Origin of the sequence: Brevibacillus sp. FSL K6-0770, from assembly GCF_038000275.1 — a bacterium.
GTDB classification, from domain to species: domain Bacteria; phylum Bacillota; class Bacilli; order Brevibacillales; family Brevibacillaceae; genus Brevibacillus; species Brevibacillus parabrevis.
In genome coordinates this window covers 1,366,653-1,379,159 of record NZ_JBBOBQ010000001.1, presented here as the reverse complement: position 1 = coordinate 1,379,159, position 12,507 = coordinate 1,366,653, and the positions used below count along the sequence as shown (strand labels likewise).

At 50.8% G+C, this 12,507-nt stretch carries 9 protein-coding genes, 1 tRNA gene and 1 pseudogene; 4 read left to right on the top strand and 7 right to left on the bottom strand.

Translation table 11 applies throughout. The features are described from left to right. Positions 1–232 precede the first annotated feature (232 nt). A complete protein-coding gene (locus NST23_RS06895; RefSeq protein WP_340963378.1) occupies positions 233–442 on the top strand; it encodes a helix-turn-helix domain-containing protein in 210 nt (69 codons plus the stop codon). Positions 443–611: 169 nt separating this feature from the next. After that, positions 612–1,727 (top strand): site-specific integrase, encoded by a 1,116-nt coding sequence (locus NST23_RS06890; protein WP_340963376.1) that lies wholly within the window; start codon positions 612–614, stop codon positions 1,725–1,727. Positions 1,728–1,954: 227 nt separating this feature from the next. On the opposite strand, the gene NST23_RS06885 is transcribed toward NST23_RS06890, so the two are convergent. From NST23_RS06885 to NST23_RS06875, 3 genes are all read right to left on the bottom strand, one after another. After that, positions 1,955–2,030, bottom strand: a tRNA-Ala gene (locus tag NST23_RS06885). A gap of 349 nt (positions 2,031–2,379) precedes the next feature. Then, the gene (locus NST23_RS06880; RefSeq protein ID WP_340963374.1) at positions 2,380–3,465 is read right to left on the bottom strand and encodes an ankyrin repeat domain-containing protein; all 1,086 of its coding nucleotides are present in this window, start codon (positions 3,463–3,465) and stop codon (positions 2,380–2,382) included. A gap of 103 nt (positions 3,466–3,568) precedes the next feature. Next, positions 3,569–6,193, bottom strand: a complete 2,625-nt coding sequence (locus NST23_RS06875; RefSeq protein ID WP_122962937.1) for an Ig-like domain-containing protein — start codon at positions 6,191–6,193, stop codon at positions 3,569–3,571. A gap of 19 nt (positions 6,194–6,212) precedes the next feature. On the opposite strand from NST23_RS06875, the pseudogene NST23_RS06870 reads away from it, so the two are divergent. Beyond that, a pseudogene (locus NST23_RS06870) lies at positions 6,213–6,908 on the top strand (YdcF family protein); the annotation flags it as partial. A gap of 102 nt (positions 6,909–7,010) precedes the next feature. On the opposite strand, the gene dnaI reads toward NST23_RS06870, so the two are convergent. From dnaI to nrdR, 3 genes are all read right to left on the bottom strand, one after another. Next, on the bottom strand, positions 7,011–7,949 hold the full coding sequence (gene dnaI, locus NST23_RS06865) for a primosomal protein DnaI (RefSeq protein WP_122962936.1): 939 nt from the start codon (positions 7,947–7,949) through the stop codon (positions 7,011–7,013). Positions 7,950–7,964: 15 nt separating this feature from the next. Continuing rightward, positions 7,965–9,404, bottom strand: coding sequence for a replication initiation and membrane attachment family protein (locus tag NST23_RS06860; protein ID WP_122962935.1), 1,440 nt, complete (start codon positions 9,402–9,404; stop codon positions 7,965–7,967). 151 nt (positions 9,405–9,555) lie between these two features. After that, positions 9,556–10,044, bottom strand: a complete 489-nt coding sequence (gene nrdR / locus NST23_RS06855; protein ID WP_122962934.1) for a transcriptional regulator NrdR — start codon at positions 10,042–10,044, stop codon at positions 9,556–9,558. A gap of 137 nt (positions 10,045–10,181) precedes the next feature. Here nrdR and NST23_RS06850 point away from each other — a divergent pair, with 137 nt between their 5' ends. Beyond that, positions 10,182–11,312 carry an HD-GYP domain-containing protein gene (locus NST23_RS06850; protein WP_122962933.1) on the top strand — a complete coding sequence of 377 codons (1,131 nt, stop codon included), beginning with the start codon at positions 10,182–10,184 and terminating at the stop codon, positions 11,310–11,312. Between the two features lie 121 nt (positions 11,313–11,433). On the opposite strand, the gene NST23_RS06845 is transcribed toward NST23_RS06850, so the two are convergent. Then, positions 11,434–12,480 carry a glyceraldehyde-3-phosphate dehydrogenase gene (locus NST23_RS06845; RefSeq protein ID WP_122962932.1) on the bottom strand — a complete coding sequence of 349 codons (1,047 nt, stop codon included), beginning with the start codon at positions 12,478–12,480 and terminating at the stop codon, positions 11,434–11,436. Positions 12,481–12,507: the final 27 nt, after the last annotated feature.

The following is a 12,507-nucleotide window of genomic DNA, read 5'->3' as shown; positions in this document are numbered from 1 at the left end:
GGTCACACCTAGCAGGATTATTTTACCACACCTCTCTGATTTCGTGGCATCCATCTTCTAAGTAGCCTGTCTGTCATTGCTCTTAGTATCAGTAGTATTGAACGTCAACTAAATCGAACGAACGACAATCAATTAAAACTAACTTGCACAGAACAATATGATAATTGAACTCGTTGAAATGACTTGCATCTATTTCAAACAAGAGAAAAGCCTGTAAAGAAAGGATGAGACTATGTTTACTCAGTACGATGACATCATGTCAGTTGAGGATGTAATGGAAGCTCTGAATTTAGGCCGCTCCAAAGTATATGATCTGTTGAGGACTGGACGAATAAAGGCGATCAAACTGAAAGGCTATCGAGTACCAAAAGCAGCCGTCATTGATTTTGTTCTCACACAGACGGATATGAAACTGGAGCGTTACAGAGAATTAGCTGATTAAGTTTCGCCTAGATGAGCTGTTATTGGCTTTCATGCAGTTCATTCCAATCTGACAGCATATTACAGTAAAAAATCATTTGTTGAGTAACAGCTTTGTAAATCGGCAGGGGCCAAATGCTCCTGCTTATTTTTGTTTCCTAAATGACTAACCAAGTGGAGGTTATGCGTAAATGAAAGTTAACAAAGACTCAAAGACAGGTACATACTGGTTTGTTGTCAGCGCGGGGAAAGATGAACTCGGCAAGAGAAGACAAATCAAGCGCCGGGGATTTCGTACAGAAAAAGAAGCTTTGAGAGAAATGAGGAAAATTCTGCAACAGGTAGATGAGAATACCTATATCAAAAATACCAAACTGGGATACAGTGAATTTTTAGAAGGTGAATGGCTGGATAGCAAAGCTTTAAAGCTAAAGCCTGTTACACTTGCTACCTACAGACACAACGTCCAGAAACACATCGTCGCATATTTTAAAAAGGTAGAACTCAGAAAAATCACACCACAGATGATCGAAAAATTCTACGCTCACTTGGCAAAAGAAAAAGGATTATCAGAGACCACCATTTTAGATATTCATAAGATCGTCAAGAGCTCTTTGAAGATGGCCGTTAAGCGAAAGTATATTTCTTACAGCCCAGCAGCAGATGTGGAGACTCCCAAGGTCCCTCGAAAGGAAATGCTGGTGTGGAATTTAGAAGAAACCACCCGTTTCCTCAAAGAGACTGAAGGTAGCAATTTATCCATGGCGTATCTTCTCGCCCTGACAACAGGAATGAGGCAAGGAGAAATACTCGGCCTCCGATGGAAGGATATAGATTTAGAGAATGGAACTCTTCAAGTTCGTCAAACATTGAGCCATGACGGAAAGCATTTCTCCAAAGAAACCAAAACCAAATCAAGCACTCGAACCATTACACTTACTGAAAAAACAATCGAGGAACTCAAGGCCCACAAGAAGAGGGTAGCAAAGGAAAAGCTTGCTGCCGGATCAAGCTACCAAGATTACAACCTTGTCGTTTGCACTAAGACGGGAACCCCGATCAATCCCCGAAATTTGCTCCGTGACTTTTATAGGCTAATGAAAAAGGCAAAGGTGCCTAAGATAAAATTCCACGGGCTCCGTCATACTGTTGCCACATTGCTGCTCACCCAAGGAGTAAATCCAAAAGTAGTAAAAGAAATCCTTGGGCATAGCGATATCAGAGTTACTCTTGATACTTATACCCACGTTTTACCAACCGTTCATAAAGAGACCGCTAAACAATTTGGCAATATGTTGTTTGGATAATGACATGAAAACTCGCTCAGTCACAAGATTATGGACTGAGCGAGTTTTTTTAAGATCGAGAATTATTTATCTCTGATTGGTCGATAGGTGCCCTAATAATGAGCAAATAAACCTCTGAAACTACCCAGTGTGACCAACTGTGTGACCACAGCCCAACACAAGAGAATCGATTTCTTATCAGAAAAACAAAAAACGCTCGGAAATTCAAGCGTCTCAAGGTCTTTTTATGGTGGAGCATAGCGGGATCGAACCGCTGACCTCTACACTGCCAGTGTAGCGCTCTCCCAGCTGAGCTAATGCCCCATTATGTATTCTTCAGCGATATTACCGCCTCAGTGTTCTAAGTATAGCACACGGTCCGTTTACACTGCAAGCGAAAAAACAGGAAAAATTCCCACTCCTTTTGAAAAATCCTTCGGCCATTCCTTCGCCTTTTCATTTAAAGAAGGGAGTCGTTAGTTTGATGACCTGATGGTGTGTCAGCTGTGCTAATCGTGCTTTCTTTTTGGGGAGCAGCCGAGTGGCGAAGAGGAATAGGGGGCAAAGCTGGTGGGTGACCCTTCCGCTCCAGTTGCTCTCTCTGACTCACCCCACCAAGCCGCAAACATTACTCCCCAGACCCCTTACCTGCCTCCCTCTCTCTTCCCACGCCCTACTCTCCCAACTCCCCCTCCATAAACTTCATCAAATAAACCTCCGGCCGCTTCATAAATTCTGCAAAGCTGGCCAGGTCGGCATATTCCTGGTGCTCCTCGTCGTAGCAGCCGATCATGCCTTTTTTCTGTGGATTCCATACCAAAACCAGACCGGAGTAGTTGTCGACGCAGGCGGAGATGCGCAGCAGCTTTTTGCGGCCGATTTTCATTTCGACTGTATCTGTCAGGGACAAAAAATCGATGTGCTTTATCTCGAAATCATTGTCTGCAAGCTTCACGTGCAAGTTGTCTCCGGTGAGGAAGGCGATTAGCTCGGCGGACAGCTTGTGCTTTTGCAGTTCGTATTTTCTGTTCTCCAGATCATGCAGCTCGGCGGGCTCCAACGATTTTAAATAGGCGGCCAGTTCCTCCTGCTTGTTGCTGACGGCAATCGTATAGGGGCGCTCGCCGCCTTTTTCCGCGAAGGTGACGTCTGCGCCGCGCTCGACCAAGTATTTGACCATGCCGACGTTGCCCATGCGGGTTGCGACGGTCAGCGGTGTTGCCTTGTACGGATAGACCATGTCTGGCTGATTGTAGTTGATGTCTACGCCATGCTCCAGCAAGTAATCGATTGTTTTGCGGTCGTTGTCCGCTGCGGCCTTGCGCAGCACCTCTCCTGCGTGCTGTCTGATGTCCAGACCGAGCTCGTGGATCAGCGGGATATTGCTTTTTTGGCCGTAGTAGGCTTGCTCATATGCGCCGGATTTGACCCGATTTACCATATCCATGCGGGCGCCTTGTGCATGAACATAGCGGACGATGTTTTCTTTGCAATAGCGGACAGCCAGCAAAAAAGCAGGCTTCTCTTTCGCATTGAGGTTGGCGCCGTGTTCGACGAGAAGCTTGACTACTTCCAGCTTCTCCGCCATTAACGCCAACTCTAGCGGGCTGACTGTCGTGTATTGGCTCAAGACGATTTCTTTTTCCAGATCCCAGCCGGCTGCCAAAGCTGCCTGCAAAGCGTCGACATTTCCTTCGTAAATGTGCGCTGCAATCTCTGGCAACACCTCAAAATTCCCTAAGTCCTTGATCTTGGGCATGTGTGGCCCCTCCCTTTTCTCTTTTCCCTAAAAAAAGGGGGTCTCCTGCCGAATACTCGGCTGATGAGACACCCCCTGGAGCTAATGCTTCTATAGATCAGATCTAGCGTACGGTTACGACGATTGGCGTTTTCTTGCCGCCGTAGCTGACGTAAATGGTAGCTTTGCCGGAGCCAGTCGCCTTGATGATCCCGTCCTTCACGTCTGCTACGAGCAGGCGAGAGGTGGTCCACAGGGCTGGCTTCGTGACGTTCGCTTCGGTGCCGTCCATGTAAGTAGCGATCGCGCTGACTTGCTTCGACTCGCCTTTGCTCATGACGACTTGAACGACGTCTGTTTTCAAATATTTCAGCGTGTCCACATCGACCGGGATGCTCACGCTCTTGTCGCTGTATTTGGCGCTGATTGTGGCTTTGCCGAAAGCCAGACCTTTGACCAAGCCTTTGGATACGTCGGCAATTTTATAGTTGCTGACCTTCCAGTCTGCCATGTTCGTGACGTCCATCGTGCGGCCGTCTGACATGGTTGCGGTCAGGGTGATTTGTACCCCGCCACCGTTTGATTTCAGGCTGACAAAGCGCTTGTCCGCCTCCAGCTTGGTCACAATGCCTACTTCTACCGGAAGCGATACAGACTTGCTTCCGTATTTGAAAGTGATTGTCGCGCGACCGTTGGCAAGCCCACGCACTTTGCCGTTTTCCACATCGGCTACCTTCAGGTTGGTCGAGGTCCAATCTGCGGTTTTGGATACATCGATAGTGGCGCCGGAAGCGTCTGTCGCTTTCAATTCGATTGAGGCCGTGTCATTGACGTTGATGATCAAGATTCGCGGATTGATGGTCAAGGTCTGTGCCTGGTCTACCTCGACCGTCACGGTCACGCTCTTGCCTTCAAAAGAACCTGTGATCGTCGCTTTCCCGGAGCCGATTGCTGTAATTTTGCCTGCGTTCACTTCGGCTACTGCCGCAGAAGTGGACGTCCAAGTCGCTTGCTCATTGATGTTGTTTTTGACTGTTCCATCCGCATAAGTGGCGGTCAGCTTGACTTCCTGGCTGTCGCCTTTGCTTAAGACCACTGACTTTTTGTCTACCGTCAAAGATTGCAGGACACCGACCGATACCGGAATGGTGATCGAGCGTGTGCCAAACGTCGCTGTGATCGTTGCGGCACCCGTCGCTACACCTGTGACCAGACCTTGGCGCACGGTTGCAACTGCTGGCGCGCTGGATGTCCAGGTGACTTTTTGTGTCACATCTTCACTGCTTGCGTTCGGGAAGGCAGCCGTTACTGTGATCTGCTTGACGTCGCCCACCTGAATTGCCACTTTGGAAGGATTGGCTGTCAAGCTTTGCGGTACATCCACGTCTACCACGAAGTTCGCTGTCTTGCCGCCGTATTTCGCCGTCAATGTCGCGGAGCCCGCTTTGTAAGCCGTAATGGTTTTCCCGCTGGCAAACACGATGTCCGGTTGATCCGAGGACCATTCCAGCTTGTCCGTAATATACTCACTTTGTCCATCTGCAAAATAAGCTTTTACCACTACGTTGTTGCCATTTGGTGCCGTTCCTACTTCCACGCTTTTGCCGCTTTGCATCGTCAGGTAGGACGGAATGATATCCAGCGAGCGCGGCACTTCTACATCAACGAGAATTTGCACCGTTTTGTTGCTGTATTTCGCCGTAATGACGGCTTCGCCTGAAGCTACAGCATGAATTTTCCCGTTGCTGTAGTAAGCGACGTTTTCCTTGTCCGAGGACCATTCTGCCTTGTCCTTCACGTCGACAGGAGTGGTGGAGTTGGCATAGGTAGCTTCCAGCTTGACCGTCTGCTCTGCGCCAACTTTCAAAAAGACGTTTTGTGGCGAAACGACCAGTCGTTGCGTATTGTCCACATCCACCTTGATCGTAGCTGTTTTTGTCCCGTATGTGGCGGTAATGGTGGCAGTACCCGCGCTGTAGGCGGTAATTTTTCCTTTGATGGCGTCTGCTACTGCAGCGTTGTCAGAAGACCATTCTGCTTTTGCAGCGACATCCTTATCTTCGGAGCCATCCGGATAAATCGCGGTCAGCACGATGTTTTGCGATTCTCCCAAAAGCAGCGACAGTTGGGTTTTGTCCGGGTCGAGTCGATGCGCAATCTCGACGCTTACCTGCATGCTTGTAGACTGACTGCCAAACTTGGCAGTAATCGTTGCCGTACCGGAGCTAAGCCCTCTGATCTTGCCGTTGATCACGGTGGCGACGGCCGGCTTGTCGATCGACCAGTCTGCTTTTTCTGTTACTTTTTCCGGTTCGCCTTCGCTGTAATACGCAGTCAATTCAACCGTTTTCTCTTCCCCGATGCGGGTGTTGACCGACTGCTGATTCAACGACAGCGCCTTGACTTTTTTCGTGACGGTTACATTGACGATGGCTGTCTGGCCCATATATTCCGCAGTAACTACGGCGTTTCCAACAGCCTTGGCCGTGATTTGTCCTGAGTAGACGTTAATCACTTTGCCCTGGTCAGGGCTTTGCCAATTCGTCTTTACCGTAACATCTTCTGTTTTTCCGCTCTCGTAAAGGGCTGTGGCTCCTACGGATACCGTGTCACCCAACTCTACCGTTACCTCGTTTTTGGTCAGCACCAGGCGGTTGATTACTTCCGCAGCCAATCCGACCCCTGCGCTCCCGGTTCCCACAAAAAGCAGGGCGGCCAGAAACAAGAGCATTGTTTTTTTCCAGAACATTGCCAGCCTCCTCGCAAGTATGACATTTGCTGTTTTTCGAAACCATTCCACCATTACTATATCGGCATTTGCGAGAAATAATTTACCAGTGATTTATGTCGGCCATGTGTCGAAGGGTGTAACTAGACAGCTGTTTCCACGTCTAATGAAAGAGAAAGAACTAGCATTTGTGCGAAAAAGAGAGATACAAGGGAGCAGCAAAAAAATGAAGAATCTAGCAAAACGACTGCAAATATTTTTTCCGCGAAGAGTTTTGATCGCGTTGGCTATCCTTTTTCTGATCGGCGGAGTGTGGGTCGGCTATCATTGGTGGCGGATTGAACAAGCAGCCGCACAGGCGATTCCTCGCCATGCCGATATCGGAATTGTCCTCGGCGCTGCTGTGTGGGGGGAAGGCCCCAGTCCCGGACTGCGCGAACGACTGGAGCAAGCCGTCCGGCTGTACGAAGATGGGTACGTTTCCACTTTGCTGGTCACTGGCGGGCTTGGTGAAGGCAAGACGCGAACAGAAGCAGAGGTCAGCCGCGAGTATTTGATCGCCCACGGCGTTCCGTCCGGGCAGATTCTCATGGAAGACGAATCTACCAGTACATACGAAAACCTGCTGAATAGCCAGCAGGTTTTGGAAAAGCACTCTATTCGACATGTGTTGATCATTAGCCACGACTACCATTTGGCGCGGGCGATGACGATGGCTGAATCGCTGGGAATCAACGCCTCTCCCGTCGCCGTCCATTCGCACGTCCTGTTTGGACCGTACCATCGCGGCAGAGAAGTGCTGGCTCTCTCCTATTGGGAGGTTTCCAGCCTGTTCTCATTAGTTGCCCGCTCGGTGGTTCTGGCGGCGGATTTCGTAGACGTCCACAAAATGGCGAATCCGCTCCATGATCCGGGCCGCTTTCGTCTGTTCAATCCGGTTGCCGTTGGAGATAGACAGATGCTCCTGTAGTTCCTCCAGCGAGTAATTCGATGTAAACAAAGTCGGCAGGTGATTGTTCGCCCGCTGGTTCAGGATGACTCCCAAAATCTCGTCGCGCACCCATGGCGTCAAGTTTTCCGCGCCAATATCGTCCAAGATAAGCACGGGCACTTCTTTGAGCAACTCGAGCTTTCCGGCATACGATTGATCCGAGATCGAGTCTTTCATTTCGCGGATAAAATCGGGAACGTAAACGAGCAGGGAAGCCACGTTCTTCTCGGAAAGCTCGCGGCCGATCGCGCCCATGATGTAGCTTTTTCCTACGCCGAACGGGCCGTGAAAATACAGACCTTTTACCCGCTCGCCCGTGCCGATCTTTTCACAAAACTGCACGGCCGCTTCCACCGAGGCCAAATTGTCTGTGTCGATGACCATTCCTTCAAAGCTCGCGTTCAATGTCTCTTCTGACACGTAGTAGCTGCGCATGAGGCGGCGGCGGCGCACTTCTTCCTCATGGGCAAGCTGCTTGGAACAGGGAGTGATGGAGCTGACGATGTTCTGGTGGGCCACTTCCAGCTGCGTGCTGTGGCCCTTGACCAGATTCGGGCACTCTTTCAGCCCTGGACAACGCTCGCACCAATACTGTTCTTTGACCGCTGTATATATACTGGAGAGCGAGCGCAGGTAATCGTCTCGGGTCAATGCCGGGTGCTCCGCTTGAAATGCTTTCAGATAGGCGGACGAACGAAACATTTTATCCAATTGCTGATCGGGTGTCAGCAGCTGACGCGGTGTTCGCTTGGCAAGCTCCTGCATGAACTCACTGATAGATTCCATTTTCCCTCACGCTCCTTACTTCCGTTTTCGCAGTGTTTCCAGTCTCTTCTGCAAGTCCGGAAAATCTTGAATCGACTGTCCTTTGGCAACGTCTGGCGCTGCCTTTTCCTGCGACATTTGCCACTCCACCGAAGCCGGCAGCTTGTCTTGCAAAATCGCCCTGCCGTTGCGTCTGACTGGCGTCGTTTCCTTTTTCGCTGTCTTGGCTTTCTCGGCCGATTGCGCCCGTTGCTCGGAGCGCTCTACGATCTGCTTCACCGCTTCATCGACCGTGGCGATCCGCTTGGCCTTCCAGCTGTCGCGAATCGTCTCCATGTACGCTTTTGGCAGCTCCATTTGCATGCTGGCGAGCGTGTGCAAAAGCAGTGCGTTCACTACTTCAGCGGACATGCCGTCTGCAAAAACGAGCGTCTCCGCCCGCTCCAAGTACACTTTGCTCACGCGGCCGCCCACGACCTTTTCGAGCAGCGCAAGCGGGGAAAGCAAGCGGCATGCACGGACAAACGCTTCGCTGCCCGGCTCGGGCAACTTGCCTGGCCCCCAGTCGTCATCCAGCGATGCAGGCGCCGAATCGCTGCGGTACAGCTTGTCTTCCGTGTAGCGCTGCATGAGCCGTTTGCGCAGCACATCCCCGTCCAAACTCCGATCCGTATTGTACAACGTCCAGTCCCGCAGTTCCTGCCCCATTCCCCAACTGTCCAACTGATAAAAATGGCAGAGGGAAAACAACAGCTCCATGCTTTTGCCATCCAGAACCTTGGCAGGATCGGCATTGTCCGGCAAATAAAGCCGCAGCGACGACACGCTCAGCGAGTGGTTCACCTGGGCCTCGAAGCCGGATTTCATCGCAGCCTGCGGGAAGCTCGTCTCCATCTCGCTCAAAAAGCGCTCGCGCTCCGAACCTTTTTTCACTTCCAGCTCCGACGGTTTCAACGATTGGAACACTTCATGAAAATCTTTCGTTATGTTTTCGACCTGCGAATATTCTTCCGCCAACTGGCTGCCCAGCCCATCCGCATACTGCTGGCGCAGCTGGGAGAAGCGGACGTTTTCGATCTTGTTGAGCAGCATCAGCGAGAGGACGTAATCGGCAAAAAACTCTCCGGGTGCAAGCGGAGGTTTGATCAAGTATTCGTAGTAATAATCGCGCTGCTGGTTTTCGCGGCGGCGCACTTCTACAAGTCCGATGGCCTCCAGACGTTCACGCGCATCCAGCAAACGATCCAGGGACAAGGAAGACGCAAGCATGAGACTGCGGTGGGTTCCCTCCGCAGAGGCCCCGCTCGCTTCCTGCATGCTATGGACAAGCATTTGGTAGAGGGCGTACGATTCGACGCCAATGATCGGCAAGTACAACTGCGTGACAAACCCCATTTCCGAAAAACTGAGAGGTCTTGCCAGCCGCACCAAATAACGATCCTTGGGCAACAATTCGTTCCAGACTAAACGGCGCATCCGATCTTTCCTTCCTGACAAAATTCGATTCTTTTATTATAGCATGGCAAACGAATGTGCGTAGAAAAATAACTGGAAAGCAAAGAAGCCCTGGCGTTTTTTCGCAAGAGCGTGAGGAGAAATCTATAGGAGCGGACGCGTCCGCCTTTCTCTATGATTCTTTTGGGGATGATGGCTGGCTGCCCCTCGCCTGCGTCAGAAGCTCCTCCAGCTCTTTCATGAATACATTGATATCTTTGAATTGGCGGTAAACGGACGCGAAACGGACGTAAGCGACTTCATCTACGTGGTACAAACGTTCCATGACCTTTTCCCCGACGTCGTTGCTCGGGATCTCGGCCTGGCCGCAACTGCGCAATTCTTTTTCGATGTCGTTTACCACATTTTCCAGGACTTCCAAAGGAACGGGCCGCTTCTCGCAGGCGCGCACCAATCCGCGCAGCACCTTTTCACGGCTGAACTCTTCGCGGGTGCCATCCTTTTTCACAATCAACAGCGGGGTCTCCTCGACCATTTCAAATGTAGTAAAGCGACGCTCGCACGATTCGCACTCACGGCGGCGACGGATCGATTTATTATGATTAAACGGACGCGAATCCAGGACTTTAGTCCCGTTGTATTCACAAAATGGACAACGCATATCAGAATCAACTCCAATATTGACAATACATGTCTACAGTGTCCCTCATATTCCAGTCAGAAGTCAAGTCAATCCTTGTACCTATTTATATGATAAGTCGTTTGGAGTACAATATGGGTACTGTTGGAGGGATTGCAATGCGTTTAGTTTCTTTAAGACAAGTCCAGCCGGGAATGAAGCTCGGCCGTACCGTTTTCACGGAAGATGGCAAAGTGCTGCTTGGCGTCGGTATGCAATTGACAGAGCGCTTGATTTCTGGGCTCCAGCGATCTGGTGTGGACTCTGTGTACATCGATGACCCGCGTACAGAAGACATCGTGGTGGAGGAAGTCATTCGCCCCCAGACTAGACAAATCGCGGTCGAAGTCATCGAAAAGACGATCAAGCAGATCACCAACTCAAACAAGCTCGCCCGTAAAATCTCCTTGAAAGAGATGGGGTTGCATTTTCAACGGGCTTTTAGCTCCATTCTGGACGACCTGATGCAAAATAAACAAATGGTCGGCCACCTGACGACAATCTCTTCTCACTCTCCGTCCTTGTATCATCACTCGGTCAACGTGGCCGTGCTCGCGACAGCCGTCGGCATGTCGATCGGCTACAACCGGACACAACTGATGAACCTGGGCGTTGGGGCCATGCTGCATGATATCGGCAAAGTCAGCTTGCCTGAAGAGTTGTTGCAGAAAAAAGAGCGCTGGAACGCGGAAGAACAAGAGATTGCCAAGCAGCATACCACGCTCGGATTTAATCTGCTCCGCAAGCAGCATGACATTTCTTTGATGTCCGCACACGTCTGCTTGCAGCACCACGAACGGCTGAACGGAAGCGGATATCCTCAAGGACTGGTCGGAAAGCAGATTCACGAATTTGCCCAAATCGTGGGCATCTGCGATATTTACGATTCATTGACTTCGCCTCGTCCTTGGCGTAAACGATACATGCCGCAAGATGCCGTCGAATACTTGCTCGGCTCGGGCGGTCACCTGTTCGAGCACCATCTCGTGAACGCCTTTATCAAGCATATCGCCATCTTCCCGATCGGAAGCAGCGTCGTTCTCAATACAGGCGAGACAGGAGTAGTCAGCCGTGTTGACCCGGACTATTCGCATCGGCCAACGGTGCGTATCCTGAGAGACGGCCGCGGCAACGATGTCATCGCTCCTTACGATCTCAACCTCAAGGAGAACATCAGGCTGTTTATCATCGGGTTCGAAGATGACCAGTTGTTTAACATCAGTGGATTGTCTGAATCCGAATCCTCGTGACTTGCTTGCAAACATATCCGGCTTCGCCCACTTGCGGCGAAGCTTTTTCTTTTCCCTTCTCATGTCATGAAAAAACCCTCTGCCCGTTCAATCGGGACAGAGGGTTCTCCATAGCAGCAACTTAGTTTACACCAGCTGTAGCCGCTTCTTTCACAGTTGTTTGGTTGTGCATCTCAGATACGTGGCGAACCAGGTCAACAACGCGGCAGGAATAGCCCCACTCGTTGTCGTACCAAGCGATCACTTTTACTTGGTTGGTTCCCATTACCATGGTGGACAAACCGTCTACGATCGAGGAGTTGTCGTTTCCGTTGAAGTCGCTGGATACGAGCGGCTCGTCGCAAAATTCCAGGTAGCCTTTCATATGGCCTTCGCTCGCTTCGCGCAGCACGCGGTTCACTTCTTCGACCGTTACAGGCTTTTTCGTGTTGATCACCAGGTCCACAACCGACACGTTAGGAGTTGGGACACGCAGCGCGAAGCCGTTCAGCTTGCCGTTCAGCTCAGGCAACACTTTGCCTACCGCGCGGGCAGCACCTGTAGTGGTCGGGATGATGGACTCGCCAGCAGCGCGGGCACGGCGCAGGTCTTTGTGTGGGTTGTCGATGTTTACCTGATCGTTCGTAATCGAGTGAATGGTTGTCATCAAGCCTTGCTCGATGCCGAATGCATCATTCAGCACTTTTGCCACAGGAGCGAGGCAGTTGGTTGTGCAGGAAGCGTTGGACACGATATGGTGATTCGCATGGTCGTAGATGGTATCGTTTACACCCATCACAATCGTTGCGTCTTCTTCCTTGGCAGGAGCGGTAATGACTACTTTTTTCGCTCCGCTTTGCAGGTGCTTGCCAGCGCCTTCGCGGTCTTTGAATTTGCCTGTCGCTTCTACGACGATTTCCACGCCCAGTTCGCCCCAAGGCAGTTTCAGCGGGTCGCGGTCAGACAGGACAACTGTCGCTTTGCCATCTACGATGATTTTGTTGTCTTGTACTTCTACTTTATTTTGCAGGCGTCCGTGAATGGTATCGTATTTGAGCAAATGTGCAAGCGTCTCCGCTGGGTAGCTAGCGTTGATCGCTACGATTTCAATGTTGGGGTCCTGAATAGCGCGGCGGAATACCATGCGCCCGATACGGCCGAAACCATTAATACCAATTTTGATTGTCATAAATAGAAACCCCTTTCGCGATTAAGT